Annotated in this window: 20 protein-coding genes; 18 read left to right on the top strand and 2 right to left on the bottom strand. The window is 38.2% G+C overall.

Annotated features, from left to right (window positions below):
- Positions 1 to 77 precede the first annotated feature (77 nt).
- The 6 genes from rsmG to BME96_RS18990 all read left to right on the top strand — a co-directional run bounded on the left by rsmG (position 78) and on the right by BME96_RS18990 (position 5795).
- A complete protein-coding gene (rsmG, locus tag BME96_RS19015; protein ID WP_071649921.1) occupies positions 78 to 794 on the top strand; it encodes a 16S rRNA (guanine(527)-N(7))-methyltransferase RsmG in 717 nt (238 codons plus the stop codon).
- 261 nt (positions 795 to 1055) lie between these two features.
- Positions 1056 to 1922 (top strand): nucleoid occlusion protein, encoded by an 867-nt coding sequence (gene noc / locus BME96_RS19010; protein ID WP_019377828.1) that lies wholly within the window; start codon positions 1056 to 1058, stop codon positions 1920 to 1922.
- A gap of 229 nt (positions 1923 to 2151) precedes the next feature.
- Positions 2152 to 2925, top strand: a complete 774-nt coding sequence (locus tag BME96_RS19005) for a ParA family protein (protein ID WP_019377829.1) — start codon at positions 2152 to 2154, stop codon at positions 2923 to 2925.
- Entirely contained in the window at positions 2906 to 3742 is an 837-nt protein-coding gene (locus BME96_RS19000; RefSeq protein ID WP_019377830.1) for a ParB/RepB/Spo0J family partition protein, read from the top strand. Before BME96_RS19005 ends, BME96_RS19000 begins: the two co-directional genes overlap by 20 nt.
- Positions 3743 to 3911: 169 nt before the next feature.
- Complete coding sequence (locus BME96_RS18995; protein WP_071649920.1) at positions 3912 to 5069, top strand: aminotransferase class V-fold PLP-dependent enzyme; 1158 nt, start codon at positions 3912 to 3914, stop codon at positions 5067 to 5069.
- 15 nt (positions 5070 to 5084) lie between these two features.
- Positions 5085 to 5795: a DUF554 domain-containing protein gene (locus BME96_RS18990; protein WP_019377832.1), complete on the top strand. Its 711-nt coding sequence runs from the start codon at positions 5085 to 5087 to the stop codon at positions 5793 to 5795.
- A 744-nt stretch (positions 5796 to 6539) separates the two neighbouring features.
- Here the strand turns inward: BME96_RS18990 and yyaC are convergent.
- Complete coding sequence (yyaC, locus tag BME96_RS18985) at positions 6540 to 7157, bottom strand: spore protease YyaC (RefSeq protein ID WP_071649919.1); 618 nt, start codon at positions 7155 to 7157, stop codon at positions 6540 to 6542.
- A gap of 86 nt (positions 7158 to 7243) precedes the next feature.
- Here yyaC and BME96_RS18980 point away from each other — a divergent pair, with 86 nt between their 5' ends.
- From BME96_RS18980 to rpsR, 7 genes are all read left to right on the top strand, one after another.
- Positions 7244 to 8272: a YkvI family membrane protein gene (locus BME96_RS18980; protein WP_071649918.1), complete on the top strand. Its 1029-nt coding sequence runs from the start codon at positions 7244 to 7246 to the stop codon at positions 8270 to 8272.
- Between the two features lie 58 nt (positions 8273 to 8330).
- Positions 8331 to 9269, top strand: coding sequence for a mechanosensitive ion channel family protein (locus BME96_RS18975; RefSeq protein WP_077358997.1), 939 nt, complete (start codon positions 8331 to 8333; stop codon positions 9267 to 9269).
- Between the two features lie 38 nt (positions 9270 to 9307).
- Positions 9308 to 9508: a DUF951 domain-containing protein gene (locus tag BME96_RS18970; protein ID WP_019375775.1), complete on the top strand. Its 201-nt coding sequence runs from the start codon at positions 9308 to 9310 to the stop codon at positions 9506 to 9508.
- A 286-nt stretch (positions 9509 to 9794) separates the two neighbouring features.
- Complete coding sequence (gene ychF, locus BME96_RS18965; protein ID WP_019375776.1) at positions 9795 to 10895, top strand: redox-regulated ATPase YchF; 1101 nt, start codon at positions 9795 to 9797, stop codon at positions 10893 to 10895.
- Between the two features lie 270 nt (positions 10896 to 11165).
- The gene (rpsF, locus tag BME96_RS18960; RefSeq protein WP_019375777.1) at positions 11166 to 11456 is read left to right on the top strand and encodes a 30S ribosomal protein S6; all 291 of its coding nucleotides are present in this window, start codon (positions 11166 to 11168) and stop codon (positions 11454 to 11456) included.
- Positions 11457 to 11471: 15 nt separating this feature from the next.
- Positions 11472 to 11960, top strand: coding sequence for a single-stranded DNA-binding protein (ssb, locus tag BME96_RS18955; RefSeq protein ID WP_019375778.1), 489 nt, complete (start codon positions 11472 to 11474; stop codon positions 11958 to 11960).
- Positions 11961 to 11995: 35 nt separating this feature from the next.
- Entirely contained in the window at positions 11996 to 12226 is a 231-nt protein-coding gene (gene rpsR / locus BME96_RS18950; RefSeq protein WP_019375779.1) for a 30S ribosomal protein S18, read from the top strand.
- A 644-nt stretch (positions 12227 to 12870) separates the two neighbouring features.
- Here rpsR and BME96_RS18945 read toward each other — a convergent pair.
- Positions 12871 to 13359, bottom strand: coding sequence for a DUF1189 family protein (locus BME96_RS18945; protein ID WP_060678562.1), 489 nt, complete (start codon positions 13357 to 13359; stop codon positions 12871 to 12873).
- Between the two features lie 368 nt (positions 13360 to 13727).
- On the opposite strand from BME96_RS18945, the gene BME96_RS18940 reads away from it, so the two are divergent.
- The 5 genes from BME96_RS18940 (at position 13728) to BME96_RS18920 (ending at position 20351) form a co-directional block, all read left to right on the top strand.
- Positions 13728 to 14672, top strand: a complete 945-nt coding sequence (locus BME96_RS18940; RefSeq protein ID WP_071649917.1) for a YybS family protein — start codon at positions 13728 to 13730, stop codon at positions 14670 to 14672.
- A 45-nt stretch (positions 14673 to 14717) separates the two neighbouring features.
- Positions 14718 to 16691: a DHH family phosphoesterase gene (locus tag BME96_RS18935; RefSeq protein WP_019375782.1), complete on the top strand. Its 1974-nt coding sequence runs from the start codon at positions 14718 to 14720 to the stop codon at positions 16689 to 16691.
- Positions 16688 to 17134, top strand: a complete 447-nt coding sequence (rplI, locus tag BME96_RS18930; protein WP_019375783.1) for a 50S ribosomal protein L9 — start codon at positions 16688 to 16690, stop codon at positions 17132 to 17134. Before BME96_RS18935 ends, rplI begins: the two co-directional genes overlap by 4 nt.
- 103 nt (positions 17135 to 17237) lie before the next feature.
- Positions 17238 to 18611, top strand: coding sequence for a replicative DNA helicase (gene dnaB, locus BME96_RS18925; protein ID WP_019375784.1), 1374 nt, complete (start codon positions 17238 to 17240; stop codon positions 18609 to 18611).
- 450 nt (positions 18612 to 19061) lie between these two features.
- Positions 19062 to 20351 (top strand): adenylosuccinate synthase, encoded by a 1290-nt coding sequence (locus BME96_RS18920; protein WP_019375785.1) that lies wholly within the window; start codon positions 19062 to 19064, stop codon positions 20349 to 20351.
- Positions 20352 to 20645 lie beyond the last annotated feature (294 nt).

Below are 20645 nucleotides of genomic sequence, written 5' to 3'. Positions count from 1 at the left end.
AATGCTTTATTAGAATTTTAAGAGGCTGCCATAAAGGTAGTCTCTTATCCCATACATATATAAGGAGATAAGTCTTTATGAATCCAGAACAATTTTCACTTGCATTGATGGATAAAGGTATTGAGTTAAATGATCACCAAAAAAAGCAGTTTTCTATTTATTATGAGACATTAATTGAGTGGAATGAAAAAATTAATTTAACTGCACTTACAGATAAACAGGATGTTTATTTAAAACATTTTTATGATTCTATTTCTGCAGCATTTTATGTAGATTTTAATACAGTAGAAAATATATGTGATGTTGGGGCAGGAGCTGGTTTTCCAAGTCTGCCATTAAAAATTTGCTTTCCGCACTTACAAGTAACTATTGTTGATTCGTTAAAAAAGCGAATTGGTTTTTTAAATGAATTAGCAACAAAATTGGAAATAGATAATGTGGCATTTTATCATGATCGTGCTGAGAACTTTGGCAAGCATACACAGTTTAGAGAAACATTTGACATTGTTACAGCAAGAGCTGTAGCTCGAATGTCCGTTTTGAGTGAATTATGTCTCCCTTTAGTTAAAAAAGGTGGCAGTTTCGTAGCAATGAAGGGTGCACAGGCGAAAGAGGAAATATCTGTTGGAGCGTCTGCCATTGAATTATTAGGTGGTACGTTACGTGAAACTTATACCTTTACCCTTCCAAATGAAGATAGTGAGCGATCCATTGTAATCGTCGAAAAAACAAAAAAAACCCCAAAAAAATACCCAAGAAAAGCCGGCACACCAAACAAAGATCCAATAGAATAGTTTAATAGATGTGGAGAAAGAAGCAACAATATATTTACTGATTTAATACTTTTATTCTAGTAAATGTGGTAAAATGGTAATAGGAACAGACGAAAAAATGAACTACGCAACAGGTTTGTTGTTGCGTTTTTTCTTATTAATTGTTTTTAATTAATTATTTATGTGATTACGTCTATTCATAGAAAATGTTTCACGTGGAACATTTTCTATTTTATACATAGATTGATAGTTTGTTAAAGTATATAAAGGTGGTGTCTTATAGTGGTAAAGCCTTTTAATAGAATCTTTGGTTTGGGAGACAACAAGGCAGATGCTGAACCGGAAGAGGTAGATTTCCATCCAGATGAAGTGGTTCAATTACCTGTACAAAATATTGAACCAAACCGTTATCAGCCAAGGTCTATCTTTAATGAGGAAAAGATAAAAGAACTTGCCCAGACTATTCATACACATGGGATGATTCAGCCCATTGTGGTTCGTAAGATAGAGGATGAAGAAAATAAATATGAATTGATTGCAGGTGAGCGAAGGTGGCGTGCCGTTCAATCACTTGGTTGGGAAAATGTTTCAGCTATTATTCGAGAAATGACGAATGCTGAAACAGCCTCTGTAGCATTGATTGAGAACCTGCAAAGGGAAGAATTAACCGTTATAGAAGAAGCAACAGCTTATGGGAAATTACTGGAGTTGCATGGGATTACACAGGAGGCTTTAGCTCAGCGTCTTGGTAAAAGCCAATCTACTATAGCGAATAAGATTCGGTTATTAAAACTCCCTGAAGAGGTACAGCAATCTATTTTAAATAAAGAAATTACTGAGCGACATGCTAGAGCACTAATCAAATTGGGAGATCCAGAGAAGCAATTAAAAGTATTGAAGGAAATCCTGGAAAACGATTTAAATGTAAAGCAAACAGAAGAGAAAATTGCTAAAATGAATGAGCCTCAGGCTGAGCCGAAAAAGAAAAAAACGAAGTTAAAAGGCTTTAACAAAGATATTCGGATCGCAATGAATACCATTCGCCAATCCCTAAGTATGGTTTCGGATACAGGTGTAGAAGTAGAATCAGATGAACAAGAGTTGGATGACTGTTATCAAATTACAATTAAAATACCTAAGAAGAAATAATTTATCTTATACTTCATGTTCAACGCCCATCTTAGTTAAGGTGGGCTTTTTGCCAATAAATATTAAGTGAGAGAAGTATGAGTGATATAAGGACTTCAAAAGATCCACTATGTTTAAAATAACTTAATGATTAAATGAGATTAATAATGAATTACAATTCGCATTTTATTCGGCATTTTTTCTTTATTAATGATAGAATAATATGTATATAGTTTAGGTAGGTGTCAACATGGGAAAAATAATGTCCATCGCAAATCAAAAAGGTGGCGTAGGGAAAACAACTTCATCTGTTAATCTGAGTGCATGTCTTGCACATTTGGGTAATAAAGTATTGCTTGTAGATACAGATCCCCAAGGAAATGCAACTAGTGGGGTGGGAGTTAATAAAGCAGATGTAAAGCATTGTATTTACAATGTACTTGTAGAAGATATGCCAGCAGAAGAAGTATGTATCCCGACAAGTGTAAACAACTTAGATATTATTCCGGCAACCATTCAACTTGCAGGTGCGGAAATAGAACTTGTACCTACAATTTCAAGAGAAATTCGCTTGAAGAAATCATTAGAAGAACTGAAAGAGACGTATGATTATATAATTATAGATTGTCCACCATCCTTAGGGCTACTAACCTTGAACGCCTTGACCTCCTCGGATACAGTGTTAATACCGGTGCAGTGTGAATATTATGCGTTGGAAGGGTTAAGTCAGCTTCTAAATACCATCCGTTTAGTCCAAAAACACCTCAATAAGCAATTAATGATTGAGGGTGTATTATTAACAATGTTAGATGCTAGAACAAATCTTGGTATCCAGGTTATAGAAGAAGTAAAGAAATATTTTCAGGATAAAGTGTATAATTCCATCATACCTAGAAATGTAAGGTTAGGCGAAGCACCCAGCCATGGACAACCGATTATCACATATGATCCAAAATCAAGGGGCGCAGAAGTATATTTGGAGTTAGCAAAGGAAGTGATGGCCAATGGCGAAAGGGTTAGGTAAAGGGATTAATGCTTTCTTTCCAGATATTGAAGAAAAAGAGGATGACATCATTCAAGAAATTGCAATTACTGAGTGTAGACCGAATCCATATCAACCAAGAAAGACATTTCATGCAGATGCAATTGAGGAATTAAAGGATTCCATTCTTGAATATGGGATTATTCAACCTCTTATTGTCAGAAAGAGTATTAAAGGCTATGAAATTGTAGTCGGTGAGAGACGTTTTCGAGCAGCAAAGGAAGCAGGGCTTGATAAGATCCCTGTTGTCATCAAGGAATTAACCGATGATAAAATGATGGAACTGGCTTTACTTGAAAATTTACAGCGTGAGGATCTAACACCAATTGAAGAAGCACAAGCGTACGCTAATTTGATGACAGAATTGAAGGTTACACAGGAAGAATTGGCGAAAAAGTTAGGGAAAAGTCGTTCTCACATTGCAAACATCGTCCGTCTTCTCTCTTTGCCTGAACAGGTAATTGCATATATTAATAATGGAGAATTATCGATGGGGCACGGCAGAGCTTTGTTAGGTTTGAAGGAAAAGGATAGAATAATTCCTTTTGTAAACAAAATCCGTCATGAAAAACTAAATGTGCGACAGGTTGAACAACTGATTAATCAGCTAAATGAAAGACCTGTAAAGAAAAAAGAGAAACCGAAAAAGGATATATTTTTACAGGAAAGAGAGTCGATCCTTAGAGAGAGGTTTGGCACATCTGTAAATATTCATCGAGGTAAAAGAAAAGGGAAAATCGAGATTGAATTTTACAATGATGAAGACCTGGAACGTATCATTGAAACACTTGAAAAGTAAATAATGCTTCATTTTTTGGACGATTATCTTTAAAAAAGCGTTAGAGCTGGAACTGAACAGGCTCCTGCTATTAAGCTTTATGTAGTTCAAAATCTTATAGTTTTTAATGGAAGGACTGGCGTAAGAGATCGTCAGTCCTTTATTATCATTTTATATAGGGGGAAGGCAAATGATATATTTTGATCAGGCTGCATCCTCATTTCCGAAGCCACCACAGGTTGTTGAAGCAATGGTCCGTGTAATGACCACGACAGGTGCTAATCCAGGAAGAGGCGGACACAAAATAGCTAGGGAAGCAGCCGATATCATTCGTAGAACAAGAGAAAAAGCAGCAAATATCTTTGGTTGTACGGATCCTAAAAAAGCGCTTTTTTATAATAATGCGACGGTAGCCTTAAACCAGGCAATTAAAGGGTTAAGCTGGGAGCATGGAGATCATGTTATTTCTACTTCCTTGGAGCATAACTCTGTAAGAAGACCTCTTGAATACATAAAAGAAGCATTTGGTGTAGAGATAACTTATATACCGTGGTCCTCAGATGAAGAACAATTTACAAAAGCAATTCAGCAAGAGATAAAGGGAAAAACAAAATTAGTAGCACTGACTCATGCCTCGAATGTGACTGGTGCAGTACTCCCTATAGATAAAATATTAGATGTAGTGAGAAATAAAGGAATTATTACATTAGTGGATGCATCACAAACTGCCGGCCATATCCCTATCCATATGAAAGAGCAAGGGATTGATATGCTTGCTTTCCCGGGGCACAAGGGCTTACTTGGTCCACAAGGTACAGGAATGCTTTTGTTGGAAGGTGATATCACTTTAAATCCTTTACATCATGGTGGGACAGGCAGTTTTTCTGATACCCCACATCAACCAGAAAACTTACCGGAAAAATTGGAGAGTGGCACGTTAAACACACCTGGAATTGCGGGGCTTTATGCGGCCTTGGAATGCTATGAAGAGCGAAAAGGTGAAAATGTTCCACGTGAAACAATCTTGATTAGAAGGTTGGAAGCCGGGTTAGAAAAGATCCCGGGAGTAATTTGTTATGGTGTGGAAAACCATAAGCTGAAAATGCCAATTGTTGCTTTCAACATTCAAGAGGTTAACTCACAAGAAATAGCAACCATTTTAGATTCACATTACCAAATTGGAGTACGTGCTGGTTTACATTGCAGCCCGTTAGGCCATGAAACTCTAAACACGCATGGGCAAGGGGTTGTCCGTGCAAGCTTAGGTATATATAATACGGAAAAAGAAGTAGACACTTTTCTAAATGCAATAAAAGAAGTAGCAATGGCTTACGCAGATTTTGATTAATTGGAGTTGGGTTGAATGGTTTTATATGGAACATTGGTAAATGGGGTATTAATTATTGTAGGAAGTCTGTTAGGATTATTTTTTACGAAAATTCCTGAAAGATATAAAGAAACTGTTATGCACGGAATAGGGCTTGCTGTTATTCTAATTGGATTACAAATGGCATTTTCCACCGAAGTTATTATTATTGTGTTATTAAGTTTATTGACGGGGGCTGTGATTGGGGAGTTACTACATGTGGAAGAAGGGTTAAATCGTCTGGGTTCCTGGATTGGAAGTAAATTTGCCAGTGATACAGGTGATGGATTCAGTGTGTCTCAAGGATTTGTTACTGCCTCCCTTATATTTGTTATTGGTGCTATGTCTGTCATAGGTGCCTTAGACAGTGGGCTTCGCGGAGATCATGAGATTTTGATTACGAAAGGGGTTATTGACGGTTTTGTTGCACTTGTGCTTACCACGACACTGGGCTATGGAGTTATCTTCTCTGTTGTTCCTGTAGTTGTATACCAAGGGGGAATTGCTTTATTGGCAACACAAATAGATAGATGGTTACCAGAAGCGTTTTTAAATGGTCTTATCGTGGAACTGACCGCTGTAGGTGGACTATTAATTCTGGCGATTGGTCTAAATCTATTAAAAATAACGAATATACGGATAGGGAATCTATTACCATCTATCTTAACAGTAGCTTTTATTTATTACATTTATCAGTTTTTTGTTTAAATCCCTATTTACATGCAAAAAATGCTGTTGAAAAAACCAGATTTATTCTATTTTTTAGCTAAAATTAGAATGAGTCTGGTTTTTTAGGTTCTAATATATATTGGGGTTCTGCAGTGATATGGAGAATAGAAAAAATACGAACAAACTAAGAATATAGAGGCTGCATAAATCACCGCTACGGGGAAATATTCCGCTTTCCGCGGGCGGCTGATGAGCCTCCTCACGCTACGCGTTCCGGGGTCTCATCGAGGCCTCTCCTCCCGCAGGAGTCTCCATATTTCCCCTTCGCTAAGAATTGCTTTTTAGAAATAAATGACTTTAGTTTTAGGAGAAAAAAGCTCGTTTAACATCTTAAAAGATAAGTGGAAAGACCACTCCGCATTTGAATTTTGAAGATGATACAAAATGATTGGAATGGAAGATGGCAATCTATGAATGTCACGTCCTGGGACTGGGGCTGGGGCTGCGCTAACTCGCCCCATCAAAGAGCGTTTGCGCTAACTCGCCCCACCGAAAACATTTGGGATTGCGTTTGCTTGTCCCGTCAAAAATAACTGTGGCAACGATTGCATGACCAACTTCCTCGAAAAAGGAAACCGCTTTTTAGGGTGGCGTAATACTTATAGTAGTTTTCACTAGTTTGCAGTTTCCTTCTAACTATGAATAAACAAAATACGATTGTATCCTCTCATTTGCAGCATAACCGTTTTTATAAGGATGTTAGCTAAAGCAAGGTGCTTCCACTTACATCGTTTTTTCTTTGTTTATTGGTAAAACAATTGCAGGCTGGGTGTGTTGATAACAAAGCCGCTGATCTATATATGCCAATAACTCGGAAATTTTTGTTGCCATATCCATTACGATTGATAATCTGGTATTTTGTAATACAGCATATTCCATAAACCCACTTATATTAACTACCCCAGTCACATGAATATCTCCCACATCAGGTAGACGCTTATTTAAGGCGGCTCCGGGGCTAATTGGGCCTGTTCCAGCTATAAGCTGACCAATGGATGTGTTTTTGCCGAGGCAGGCATCTATTGCGATAATAAAGGGGTTCCTGTGTTTTGACTTTATTTTATCCAGATAATCTTGCAGGTTAGTTGCATGCACAGGTTGATGCAACGTACCATAGATTGTTAAATGTTTCGGATTGAGCGAGGACAACAAGGAGCCAGCCAGTGGACCAAGCGCATCCCCTGTAGATCGATCTGTTCCAATAAAAACAACAATATAATCTCGTGGAGTTGTGGGAAACCAGGAGATTAATTTTTCTCCTAAAGAAGTTTTTAGCTCTGCTTCCTGGTAAAACATACGAAAACTTTCATTTTTATTTTTGAAACGATTTATAAGACTCATAGCTTATCCTCCAGAAACATATTGGTATAGTATACGGAAATTTTCAAAAATCTATACATGGATTCTAAAATATTGGAGGAAAAGTAATGATACGTGCGGGGCTGAAATGGATGTTTTTAATCATAGGAACAACAATTGGGGCAGGGTATGCATCGGGCAGGGAATTATGGCAATTTTTTGGGCATGAAAGTGGACTGGCTATTCTATTGTTTATTATTTTCTTTTCTATCTGTTGTATGGTAATTATGGATATAAGTCACAAAAAAGAATCTACGCAATACTTGCCTGTATTAAAGGAAATTGTTGGGATAAAATTAACCGGTGTATATGATGTCATGATTTTTTTGTATCTATTTACAACTACTGTCGTAATGATTGCGGGGAGTGGGGCAACTGGAAGAGCGTTTAATTTTCCATATATTTGGGGAATAGGTATTATGATATTTGCCTTGATTATTTTATTTATTAAGGATATAAATGGATTATTATCAGTTAATCAATTTGTGTTGCCTCTATTATTAGGTGGGCTGTTATTTGTATTGATTATGTTTACGTACGATCAGAATCTTTCTCTATTTTCCCATTGGCATGAGCAACGAAATTGGACGGCAGCATTTCCTTTTACAGCGTTAAATATTTTACCGTTAATTGCTGTGCTTGGTGCGATTGGAAATAAAGTTAAATCAAAAGGTGAAATTGTAATAGCATGTGTTGGAAGTGGCTTGATTTTAGGGATTATTACATATATATATAATAATAGTCTTATACAGATTGCGGACGAGATCCTCGTGTATGAAATTCCTTTATTCGCCATTTTAAAGCACTATCCATTGGAAATGCTTATCTTCATGAGTATCTTATTATGGTTTGCTATATTTACAACAGCAGCCTCGGGTGTGTTAGGTATTGTAACAAGGGTACAGGAATTTTTTCGGTTACCATTGTGGATCATTGTTGTTATCACACTAATCACTATGCTGCCATTGACTGCATTTGGGTTTTCAACCTTGGTAAGTTATCTTTACCCAATCTATGGGATACTAAATTTATATGTACTTGTCCGATTATTGCTATTTCCATTGTGGAAAAGAACAGATTCCCCTCCCACCTCATAAAAAACAACACACATAGAATTACTATAGAAAAGCACCAGGGAACATAGGAGGTATAAGCATGGCTACAAAAAACGAAGTAGATTTAGGTGAAGATATAGAAAAAGTTAATGAAGATATAGGGCATTTATGGGATTTTTTGTTCTCTCCCGACCTGTGGATTTCCATTGGAATTGCCGCATTGAAGATTTTCTTCATTGTAATTGTTGCCTTAACATTTGTTCGTATATCCAGAAATCTGGTTGACAGACTGTTTAAACGGCGGGAAAAGGGGCCAATTCGGCTTACAGAACGACGCGAGAATACGTTAAAAAAATTAATTAAAAACGTTGTGGCATATGTCGTTTACTTTATTGCGATTATGATGATCCTGGATAATGTGCTTGGATTTCAAGTTGGAGCTCTATTAGCAGGGGCGGGGGTTGCCGGCTTAGCTATTGGTTTTGGAGCGCAGAATCTCGTTCGTGATATTATTTCCGGCTTTTTCATTATCTTTGAAGATCAATTTTCTGTAGGAGACTATGTCGGTGTAGCCGGAATAGAGGGCACTGTAGAAGAGATTGGACTTCGTACTACCAAGGTGCTTAGCTGGACAGGTGAAATGAATATTCTACCTAATGGGAACGTCACCCAGGTAATCAATTATTCGGTACACAATGGGTTATCTATAGTAGATATAAATATTCCTTATGAAAGCAATGTGGCGGAAGCGGAGCCGCTCATTGAGGAAATCGTGGAAACCTTACCAGATAAATATGACTTTATTGTAGGTAAACCGGAAATTATTGGGGTACAGAATTTGGATGTATCTCACTTTGTAATTAGAGTTATTGCAGAAACACTTCCAGGCTTCCAATGGGCAGGTGAACGGAATATCCGCAGGGAAATTCAACATAAGCTATATCAGGAAGGAGTCGAAATACCATCACCACGTATTGTTATGTATTCCGGAAATGAAAAAGATAATATTTTAGACAAAAACAGAGAGCGTGGCCAATAACTTTTGTTATAATGAGAGTAAAAAAAGGAGAAAGAGTTATGGCGGAAACTGAGTTTGGACTAAATGATGTTGTACAAATGAAAAAACCTCATCCGTGTGGAGAAAACAAATGGAAAATTATTCGCATGGGGATGGATATTCGAATTAAATGTTTAGGCTGTGGCCATAGTGTTATGATTCCGCGCAGAGAATTCACAAAAAAGCTGAAAAAGGTTATTGAAAAGGCGGAGCAGGAGTAAAAAGAAGCCACCTGTACTTACACTTTAAATCCTAATGGACCGAGCTTAAGAACTGATGAAAGAGATAGCTAAATAAATAATAAAAAATAGACGAAAGAAACGATTTAATGGTACGATAGGAGCGGAACGGTTAAATTCGTAGATTTGGTCGGTGAAAAAGCAAAAACAGGCCTTTGGATAGCGCCTGTTTTTGCTTTTTGTTAACTTGTCAATTTGAAAGCAAGTATCTATAATTAGGATGACTAACGCGTTCATATGAATGAAATCCTTAAGGAGTGAAAGTTGCATGGCATTAACAGCAGGAATCGTCGGGCTTCCCAACGTAGGAAAATCAACACTTTTTAATGCTATTACACAAGCTGGTGCAGAGGCTGCAAACTATCCATTTGCTACCATTGACCCGAATGTGGGAATTGTTGAAGTGCCTGATCATCGTTTAAATAAATTAACAGAACTAGTAAAGCCAAAAAAGACAGTACCAACAGCATTTGAGTTCACAGATATAGCTGGTATTGTGAAAGGCGCAAGTAAAGGGGAAGGATTGGGGAACCAATTTTTATCTCATATTCGCCAGGTTGATGCAATCTGTCAGGTGGTACGTTGTTTTGAGGATGAAAACATCACCCATGTGTCAGGAAAGGTTGACCCAATAGAAGATATTGAAGTAATTAATTTAGAGTTAATTTTAGCAGACTTAGAAACTGTTAATAAACGGCTCCAACGTGTAGAGAAACTTGCCAGACAGAAGGATAAAGAAGCAGTTGCTGAGCAGACAGTCCTTGAAAAGATAAAGGAAGGGCTGGAAGAAGAAATTCCAGCTCGTGCATTGGAATATTCAGAAGACCAATGGAAGATTGTAAAAGGTCTTCATTTACTAACAAGTAAACCAACCTTGTATGTAGCAAATGTAAGTGAGGAAGAAGTAGCCGACCCTGAGGGCAATACTTATGTCCAACAGGTGAAGGAATATGCTGCAAAGGAAAATGCTGAGGTTATCGTGATATGTGCAAAGATCGAAGAGGAAATTTCTGAACTTGATCAAGAAGAAAAGGAAATGTTCCTGGAAGATTTGGGTATTACCGAGTCCGGCCTGGATAAATTGATCAAAGCTTCCTATAACCTACTTGGGTTGGCGACTTATTTCACAGCTGGAGAACAAGAAGTACGTGCATGGACATTTCGTAAAGGAATCAAAGCCCCACAGGCAGCGGGTATTATTCATACAGACTTCGAAAGAGGTTTTATCCGTGCAGAAACAGTTTCCTATGGAGACCTAGTGGAAGCAGGCGCCATGGCTCAGGCCCGTGAAAAAGGGAAAGTCCGCTTAGAAGGTAAAGAGTATATTGTGCAAGATGGAGATGTTATTCATTTCCGATTTAATGTGTAAGGACTAGCAAAGACGTGACAAGAAAAATTAGTATATTGCTCTAAGTTAACAAATTATAAACGATCTTAGACCAAGCAAAGGTACAAGCACCTTGCCAAACAAATGATGAAGTTTTATTAAAAGGTTAATAACGTAAAAAAGGATCTCTCGAAGGCTTGTTATTTTAAAAAAGATTTGGTATAATACAACATTGTGAGTAATTAAATTTACGATTACTCCTTGCTCTCATGAAATATTGGGAGCCGTTAAGACCAAAAGGAGGTGTAACGGATGAGAAAATACGAAATCATGTACATCATCCGCCCAGACATGGAAGAAGAAGCTCAAACAGCTTTGATTGAGCGTTTCAATGGCATTTTAACTGATAATGGGGCGGAGATTGAAAAAGTTGATGAAAAAGGCAAGAAGCGTCTTGCTTATGAAATCAATGATTACCGTGATGGATACTATGTTATCATTAACTTCAGCAGTGATGAAAAAGCAATCAATGAATTTGATCGTTTAGCTAAGTTCTCTGATGATATTATTCGTCATATTGCAGTTCGAGAAGATGATCAATAATAAGGAGTGGTTCTGATGTTAAATCGTGTCGTACTTGTCGGCAGGTTAACGAAGGATCCTGATTTACGTTATACACCAAACGGAGTTGCAGTAGCTAACTTCACCATAGCAGTTAATCGACCTTTTTCAAATCAGCAGGGCAATCGCGAAGCTGACTTTATTAACTGTGTTGTTTGGCGTAGACCGGCAGAAAATCTCGCTAATTTCATGAAAAAAGGTAGCATGATTGGTGTAGATGGCCGTGTACAAACACGTACATTTGAAGGACAAGATGGTAAAACTGTTTTTGTTACAGAAATTGTGGCAGACAGTGTACAATTTTTAGAATCAAAAGGCTCGTCTCAGGATAGAGGTCAGGGTGCATCAGGATTCCAGCAAAACAGTAACCAGAACCAATTTCAACCGAATCAGAACCAAAATCAAAACCAGAATCAACCTCAAGAGGACCCTTTTAGAAATAATGGGGAACCTATCGATATATCAGATGATGATCTTCCTTTCTAAGAAGGAAGCGTAAATAAATTGAAGGAGTGATATAAATGGCAGCTCGTCGCGGACGTGCAAAGCGTCGTAAAGTGTGTTATTTCACTGCAAACGGTATTACCCACATCGATTATAAAGATGTTGACTTGCTAAGACGTTTCATTTCAGAGCGTGGGAAAATTCTTCCTCGTCGTGTAACTGGAACTTCTGCAAAATACCAACGTAAACTTACAAGAGCAATTAAACGTGCTCGTACAATGGCATTATTGCCTTTCGTAGCAGAGTAATAGTATAAGGTTATTCTAAATAACTTAAACGTAACCCGGATCATGGATAATGATTCGGGTTATTTTATGTTCCTCTAATTTTGATTTTGCAGTTTTAGAGGTTCTAATAAATATGTTGAGACTTTCTAATGATTAGGAAAATACACTCCGAATTAACTTTTGGTGAAATTGTAAACAGGGTTTTGGGAAAATAACGTATGGTAAGCAAACTATAGCTAATTCTTAAATATCTTCGGCAGATACTTCCACTCTGCTGCCGATTAATATCGTCTCCGGCAGATACTTCCACTCTGCTGCTGATTAATATCCTCTTCGGCAGATACTTCCGCTCTGCTGCCGATTAATATCGTCTCCGGCAGATACTTCCACTCTGCTGCTGATTAATATCGTCTCCGGAGGATATTTCCACTCTCCAGCTGATTAATATCGTCTCCGGCAGATACTTCTGCTCTCCAGCCGATTAATCCCTTCTCCGGCGGATACTCCCACTCTGCAGCCGATTAATCCCTTCTCCAGCTGATACATAAGATTGTCTCCATCCTCTAGTTCGCAATTACCTCCAATATGAATGTACCACAAGAAAAAACCTTCAAAATTGGCATTCAGCCGGGTTTGAAGGTTTTTTAAAATACAGTAAACAGTTTTTAATTCTTTTTTCTGCGTTTCGGATATATAGAAATAATGGCAACTAAAAATGCAAAGGAATAAATAAAAAATAAGCCAAGATAGCTGTCATTCACTTTGAATAGTAAGGCGAGTACCGTGTATAACAGAAAAGGAATGGTTGTTGTAAAAGCCGTCATTTTCCAAAGGATAGCGAAGCGTAATTTTCGGTCCATCAGCTTAGCTATTCCTGTCCCAATATAAGCTATAACAGAAATCATAATGAAAACGAGAACAGTCATTGGTAAGTAATAGAAAATAAAAAAGTAAATAAACAGAAAGAATATATTTAATTCTGCACTTATCCCCTCCGCAGATGTCAGCCTGTCAACAAGGGAAGGCACAGAGACAATAAACAAGAGTAAAAACATGTAGATGACAGCAATGTCCATTCCAATTCGATTGAGCCAGAATGTTGCCTTTTTGGATGGCAGTTTGATACTATGGAGAAACGTTTGCAAAAAAATCAATGGACTTCATCCTTTAATGGTAAATAATTAAGATAGAGTAGTTTTTAATCAATAAAATAAGATGCTGTTCCAGGTGTCACAAATGATGCTAAGAACACAACCAAAAACTAGAAATTTAATATGTTGCCAACATAGTATTTTGTAGTTGGCGGCCCTTTCTATTATAATTGATAAGAGTGAATAAAAACTGCTTTAGCCATGAATAATCCATGACAATTTCATGTGCTGGGCACTGTATGTCGCTATATTATAAAAGGTAATTTATTCCCTGGAAAATAGTTATTTCCACCAATTTCGACACCCTTTTCGAGGGAAATCATGTTATCATATTATAATGACATAAATATAGAATGTAGTCGAGGTGCTTTATGAATCAGTCAAAACGATTAAAAGAAGGGGCACTTTTAACAGCTATTTTCATTGTATTGATATTAGTTAGTGTATTCGTTCCTGTTCTATCTTTTTTCGCAATGTTTGTATTGCCGGTTCCCTTTGTGATCTATGCATCACGTTATGACTGGCGGCCAGCATTGATCATGCTTGCTGTTTCCATGTTATTATCTATCCTGTTTGCTACCTTATTTTCATTACCAGTTACACTTCTAATGGGGTTAGGCGGGATTATGATTGGAAGTGCAATCTATCGTAAACTAACTCCATATGAGACTTGGGCACGAGGAACATTTGGGTTTATTATTGGTCTATTGTTTGCTTTCGTTTTTACGCAATATGTATTTGGTGTGAATTGGGTAAATGAACTTGAGAATATGATGAATGAATCGATGGATATGACGATAAATACGTTTGAACAATTTGGAATGGGTGAACAGACAGAGGAAGCCCGCGAAATGCTGGAAGCTTCTTTAGATATGCTTGTAAATCTGTTACCTGTATTTATTGCTCTAATTGCAATAGGATTAGCTTTTCTTAGCCAATGGGTAAGCTATAAAATAATTCGACGGTTGGATAATAAAGAGATTAAGTTTCCACCATTTCGTCACTTGCGATTTCCCGTATCGCTAATATGGGTATATTTCTTTGCATTGATTATCACACTAATCGTTTCAGAGCAATCAAACATTTTTCATTTAGCGGCAGAGAACTTACTTGTGTTGACAGGGGTCCTCATGGCAATTCAAGGATTTTCATTTATTTTCTACTATGCGCATCATAAGAATATGTCTAAAGCGATTCCGATCCTAATTGTTGTACTTACGATCCTATTTCCTATGCTGTTTTTCTATCTCGTACGGATTTTAGGTATTATTGATTTGGGATTCGGATTAAGAGATCGTCTTTCAAAGAAAGAGTAGTGATGGAAGAGAAAAAAGGCGTCAATTCGTAGGGAGCTGAATTTTATGCAAGACCTAAAAAAGAAGCCAACATTTCGGAGCCATTTATGGGTGATTTATTTATTATCCATTCTCCTGTTATTTGGGATTTGGTATTTTCAATGGATTCTTGGCTTGATTATGACCCTGTTGCTTGCTGCTTCTTTCTACTACAGTATAAGGTCAGAAATTATTTTACAAAATGAAGCAGAAAAATATATAACCACTTTATCTCATCGGATAAAAAAGGTGGGGGAAGAGGCATTGCTGGAAATGCCTTTTGGTATCGTTTTGTATAATGAGGATTATAAGGTGGAATGGACCAATCCATATATGAATCAATTTGCCGAGGACGATACATTAGTTGGTAAGTCTTTACATTCCCTTGGGGATGAATTAATTCCGATGATTAAAGAAGACAAGGAAGAAATATGGTTCGAGCTGGAGGGCTATAAGTTTCAGACAACCGTAAAAAAAGAAGAGCGTTTGCTATACCTTTTTGATCGTACATCCCAGGTAGAGCTGCAAACACTTTACTATAACGACCAAACAGTGCTTGCAATTATCTTTTTGGATAATTATGAGGAAATCACGCAAAACATGGATGATACGACGAAAAGTCAGTTGAACTCACAAGTAACTTCAGTGTTAAATGAGTGGTCGAAAAGCTATGGTCTATACTTGAAGAGAACATCTCAGGAGAGATTTCTTGCGGTTGGCTCAAAGGAAATTTTAAAGAAGCTGGAAAAGGTTAAATTCGATATTTTAGATGAAGTACGTGAATTAAACGGGGAGCAAAACAATCCTGTGACATTAAGTATTGGAGTGGGCGCAGGCAATGTAGAGCTACCTGTACTTGGACAATTAGCTCAATCAAGCTTAGATTTAGCACTTGGCCGTGGTGGTGACCAGGTTGCCATCAAAGATGAAACAGGGAAGGTTCGATTCTACGGTGGTAAAACCAACCCGATGGAAAAACGGACCAGAGTACGTGCACGTGTTATCTCACATGCGTTGAAGGAATTGGTGAAGGTTAGTGATAATGTCATAATTATGGGACATAAATCACCTGATATGGATTCCTTAGGCGCAGCAATTGGGATTTTAAATATCGCTAAAGCAAATGGCGTAGAGGGCCATATTGTGTTCGATCCGGATGATGTAGATACAGGTGTATACCGATTAGTGGAAGCAATTAAAGAAGATGAAGATGTCTGGCAGTATTTTATTGATCCAGATCATGCAGAGGCAATTACAGGAAATAGAAGCTTGGTAGTCATCGTGGATACACATAAACCTAGTATGGTAGCACATGAACCATTGCTTCATTTATCCGAATATAAAGTTGTCATTGACCATCATCGGAGAGCTGAAGAATTTATTGAAAATCCTACCCTTGTTTATATGGAACCATATGCGTCCTCTGCTTCGGAGTTAATTACAGAGCTATTGGAATACCAGCCGAAAGCATTAAAGTTAAAAATGCTTGAAGCAACGGCTTTATTGGCAGGAATTATTGTCGATACGAAGAGCTTTACATTGCGTACAGGGTCAAGAACCTTTGATGCAGCAAGTTATTTGCGAGCTAAAGGTGCGGACACTGTATTAGTTCAGCAATTTATGAAGGAAGACCTTGATATTTACGTTAAGCGTAGTAAATTGGTTGAACGTTCTGAAGTATATCGGGGACATATAGCTATTTCGAAGGCCGAGGAAGGTCAGGCTTATGGACCTGTACTTATAGCACAGGCGGCAGATACGCTGCTTACCATGAGTGGAATTGATGCTTCATTCGTTATTTCAGAAAGAAAAGATGATAGAATAGGAATAAGCGCACGTTCCTTAGGTAACGTGAATGTGCAGGTTATTATGGAAAAAATGAATGGTGGCGGGCATTTGACGAATGCAGCTACTCAAATAGAAGATACAACTATAGAAGATGCAGCAAATTTATTAAAAGATATACTTGATGAGTATTATGAGGGGAGAGAAACAGAATGAAAGTAATTCTATTAAAAGACGTGAAGGGCAAAGGAAAAAAAGGGGAAGTAAAGAACGTTTCTGATGGCTATGCACGTAACTACCTTTTAAAAAATAATTTAGCTGAAGAAGCAACAGCTGGTAATTTGAAAGCATTAGAAGCTCAACAGCGTAAGACAGAGCAGTTGGAACAGGAAGAAAAAGAGGAAGCAATGGATCTGAAAGACACGCTTGCAGATCTAACTGTTGAATTAAAAGCTAAATCAGGCGATAATGGCCGACTTTTTGGCTCTATTACAAGCAAGCAAATAGCCGAAGCCTTGCAAAAAGAGCATGGACATAAAGTTGATAAGCGGAAGATTGAACTGGATGAGCCAATTCGTGCATTGGGTTACACAACAGTACCTGTGAAATTGCATCCAGAGGTTTCCGGCTCTATTAAAGTTCATGTTTCAGAGAAATAAGGACAACGATTATCTTATTTACAATTTACGACGTTAGAAAAATTGGGAAGGCGGGCTCACTTTTTGGTGAGCCTTCTTCTATCCTCAAGGGAGGGGGCAGCAAATGAGTGAAGTATGGAGTGATCGTACACCACCGCATAATTTGGAAGCAGAGCAATCCATTTTGGGAGCTGTATTTTTAGATCCTGAGGCATTTTCGACTGCATCGGAATCTTTAATACCGGAAGATTTTTACCGTGCAAGTCATCAGCGGATTTTTTCTGCAATGATGAAGCTTGCTGATCGTGGTGAACCAATTGATGTTGTTACTGTTACATCCTTTTTGCATAATGCAAAGCAACTAGAAGAGATTGGTGGCGTTTCTTATCTATCTGAGCTGGCAGAAAGTGTGCCGACAGCTGCCAATATAGGGTACTATTGTAAAATCGTTGAGGAAAAAGCTCTCTTACGGAGACTTATTCGTTCAGCAACAGACATTGTTACATCAGGATTTGAGCGGGAAGATGAAGTAGAAGATGTTTTAAATGAAGCAGAGAAGTCCATTCTGGAGGTTTCCGGCCGCAAAAATTCCGGAGCATTTAAAGCAATTAAAGATGTACTTATTGATGTATATGATAATATTGAACAGCTTCATCATCAAAGCGCTGACGTAACCGGGATTCCTACTGGTTTTCGTGATTTGGATAAGATTACTTCCGGTTTCCAGCGAAATGACTTAATTATCGTTGCTGCAAGACCATCTGTTGGTAAGACGGCATTTGCCTTAAACGTTGCTCAAAACGTCGCTGTTAATACAGATGAAAATGTAGCGATATTTAGTTTAGAAATGGGAGCTGACCAACTGGTACAACGTATGCTTTGTGCAGAAGGGAATATTGATGCACAGCGCATGCGTAATGGTCAGCTGCAGGCCGATGACTGGAGTAAGCTTACGATGGCAATGGGAAGTCTATCAAATGCAGGTATTTACATTGATGATACACCGGGAATCCGTGTTGCTGACATTCGCTCAAAGTGTCGTCGTTTGAAACAAGAACATGGTCTTGGAATGATTTTAATTGATTATTTACAGCTCATCCAAGGTAGTGTTAACTCAAAGGAAAACAGACAGCAGGAAGTATCTGAAATATCACGTTCCCTTAAAGGGCTGGCTCGTGAATTAAATGTGCCATTAATTGCTTTATCTCAGCTTTCTCGTGGAGTAGAATCACGTCAGGATAAACGTCCGATGATGTCTGACTTACGTGAGTCAGGAAGTATTGAGCAGGATGCGGACATTGTAGGATTCTTATATCGTGATGATTATTATGATACAGAATCAGAGAAACAGAATATTATAGAAATCATTATTTCCAAGCAACGTAATGGTCCTGTCGGTAATGTAGAGCTGGCCTTCGTTAAGGAATACAATAAATTCGTTGATCTGGATCATCGCTATTCAGAAAGTGATGTCCCGCCAGCACCAGTGCAAGTATAGATAACAGCCTTTTATAGGGCTGTTTTTTTGTGTTTTATTTTTCGGGATCGGAAGCTAGTTCATGAAAATAAAGTAGCTATTCCTTAAAGTCAGACACTACATAAGGTGCTAAGGTTACTTGGGCTCTGCAGCGGATTATTCTCGTCTATTGCCGATTGACACTTCTTACAGTGAATAGTCCCTACTTACTGCTAATTAAAACAACCAATTGCATAGCTATAAATCTCTCGCTCCCACTTCCTTTCAACTATCCTATTAACTTACGGTTCTGTAGCTCAGCCAACTGAATAACCGTTAACCTTCTATTAATCTATGAAAATAACCGAACGATAAAATATTATATTAACTTATTGTTCGCATTTAGGATTGACGACATAAAGGAATACTGGTAAAATAACAGTTGTGATTATTAAAACCATATGATTTAGATAAATTAAGTGGAGGTGCGCTATGTCCTCAGTAGTAGTAGTTGGAACGCAATGGGGCGATGAAGGGAAAGGTAAGATTACTGACTTTCTATCGCAAAATGCCGAGGTGGTTGCTCGTTATCAAGGAGGGAACAACGCTGGGCATACAATTAAGTTTGATAATGTGACATATAAATTACATTTAATTCCTTCAGGGATATTTTTTGACGATAAAATCTGTGTCTTGGGTAACGGAATGGTTATTGACCCCAAAGCATTTGTAGAAGAGGTTGCCTATTTACATGAACGCAATGTATCTACAGACAATTTACGTATAAGTAACCGGGCACATGTTATTTTACCTTATCATTTAAAATTGGATATCTTGCAGGAAGAGGAAAAAGGCGTCAATAAAATTGGGACAACTAAAAAGGGAATTGGCCCTGCCTATATGGACAAGGCAGCACGGATGGGCATTCGGATTGCTGACTTGTTGGATAAAGATGCTTTTCGGGAAAAACTCGAGCAAAATCTGAAAGAAAAGAATCGCTTGTTTGAAAAAGTGTACGAAGTTGATCCCCTGCATGTGGAAGATATTTTAGAAGAGTATTATGAATATGGCCAGCAAATGGCTCCATATGTTTGTGATACGTCTGTTGTATTGAATGATGCGCTTGATGAAGGCCGACGTGTGTTATTCGAAGGTGCACAGGGCGTCATGCTTGATATTGACCAAGGAACGTATCCGTTTGTAACTTCCTCCAATCCGATAGCAGGTGGGGTTACTATCGGATCAGGTGTTGGTCCGACTAAAATCAATCATGTTGTAGGTGTTTCGAAAGCATATACTACACGTGTGGGCGATGGTCCGTTCCCTACTGAGCTTCATGATGAGATTGGTGATCAGATTCGTGAGGTCGGACGAGAGTATGGAACAACTACTGGGAGGCCGCGAAGAGTTGGTTGGTTTGATAGTGTAGTTGTACGCCATGCACGTCGCGTCAGCGGCATTACTGATTTATCTTTAAACTCTATTGATGTACTTACAGGAATTGAAACATTGAAAATTTGTGTTGCCTATAAGTATAAAGGTGAGGTTATCCATGAGTTTCCGGCAAGTCTATCCGCTCTTGCTGAATGTGAGCCGGTGTATGAGGAAATGCCAGGCTGGACAGAGGATATTACCAATGTGAAAAGTTTGGACGAATTACCTGCGAATGCGCGTCATTACCTTGAGCGTATTTCTCAACTGACACAAATTCCATTGTCCGTCTTCTCTGTAGGTCCAGACCGCTCGCAGACGAATATAGTAAGAAGTGTTTATAGCTCTTAATATAAAATTAACCTGAAAAGGGGTTGTCTCTATCTAGTGGAGATGACCTCTTTTTGTAAGTGGTTGAGATCTGTTATGGCGTTTGCGTTTATGAAAGACATTGCTGTGGGATTTTACGCGCTCAATGTCCGTCATTCCGCTTATGAAAGACATTCCGGCCTGATTTTGCGTTCGCAATGTCCATCATGCCACTTATGAAAGACATTGCTGTGGGATTTCGCGCGCGCAATGTCCGTCATCGCCCTTATGAAAGACATTGCTTCCGCTTCGATTTAGCGCGCGCAATGTCCGTCA

The organism is Virgibacillus halodenitrificans (genome assembly GCF_001878675.1).
GTDB lineage: Bacteria > Bacillota > Bacilli > Bacillales > Amphibacillaceae > Virgibacillus_Q > Virgibacillus_Q halodenitrificans.
Note: the sequence above shows the minus strand (reverse complement) of the source record. Positions and strands in the feature narration are given on the sequence as shown.

Excerpts from the sequence above, each read along its gene's own strand:
- BME96_RS18935 (WP_019375782.1), top strand. The coding sequence starts at position 14,718 with ATGCAAGACCTAAAAAAGAAGCCAACATTTCGGAGCCATTTATGGGTG.
- dnaB (WP_019375784.1), top strand. The coding sequence starts at position 17,238 with ATGAGTGAAGTATGGAGTGATCGTACACCACCGCATAATTTGGAAGCA.
- rpsF (WP_019375777.1), top strand. The coding sequence starts at position 11,166 with ATGAGAAAATACGAAATCATGTACATCATCCGCCCAGACATGGAAGAA.
- BME96_RS18995 (WP_071649920.1), top strand. The coding sequence starts at position 3,912 with ATGATATATTTTGATCAGGCTGCATCCTCATTTCCGAAGCCACCACAG.
- yyaC (WP_071649919.1), bottom strand. The coding sequence starts at position 7,157 with ATGAGTCTTATAAATCGTTTCAAAAATAAAAATGAAAGTTTTCGTATG.
- BME96_RS18975 (WP_077358997.1), top strand. The coding sequence starts at position 8,331 with ATGGCTACAAAAAACGAAGTAGATTTAGGTGAAGATATAGAAAAAGTT.
- BME96_RS19005 (WP_019377829.1), top strand. The coding sequence starts at position 2,152 with ATGGGAAAAATAATGTCCATCGCAAATCAAAAAGGTGGCGTAGGGAAA.
- rpsR (WP_019375779.1), top strand. The coding sequence starts at position 11,996 with ATGGCAGCTCGTCGCGGACGTGCAAAGCGTCGTAAAGTGTGTTATTTC.
- BME96_RS18980 (WP_071649918.1), top strand. The coding sequence starts at position 7,244 with ATGATACGTGCGGGGCTGAAATGGATGTTTTTAATCATAGGAACAACA.
- ychF (WP_019375776.1), top strand. The coding sequence starts at position 9,795 with ATGGCATTAACAGCAGGAATCGTCGGGCTTCCCAACGTAGGAAAATCA.
- BME96_RS18940 (WP_071649917.1), top strand. The coding sequence starts at position 13,728 with ATGAATCAGTCAAAACGATTAAAAGAAGGGGCACTTTTAACAGCTATT.
- BME96_RS19000 (WP_019377830.1), top strand. The coding sequence starts at position 2,906 with ATGGCGAAAGGGTTAGGTAAAGGGATTAATGCTTTCTTTCCAGATATT.
- BME96_RS18920 (WP_019375785.1), top strand. The coding sequence starts at position 19,062 with ATGTCCTCAGTAGTAGTAGTTGGAACGCAATGGGGCGATGAAGGGAAA.
- ssb (WP_019375778.1), top strand. The coding sequence starts at position 11,472 with ATGTTAAATCGTGTCGTACTTGTCGGCAGGTTAACGAAGGATCCTGAT.
- rsmG (WP_071649921.1), top strand. The coding sequence starts at position 78 with ATGAATCCAGAACAATTTTCACTTGCATTGATGGATAAAGGTATTGAG.
- BME96_RS18990 (WP_019377832.1), top strand. The coding sequence starts at position 5,085 with ATGGTTTTATATGGAACATTGGTAAATGGGGTATTAATTATTGTAGGA.
- rplI (WP_019375783.1), top strand. The coding sequence starts at position 16,688 with ATGAAAGTAATTCTATTAAAAGACGTGAAGGGCAAAGGAAAAAAAGGG.
- BME96_RS18970 (WP_019375775.1), top strand. The coding sequence starts at position 9,308 with ATGGCGGAAACTGAGTTTGGACTAAATGATGTTGTACAAATGAAAAAA.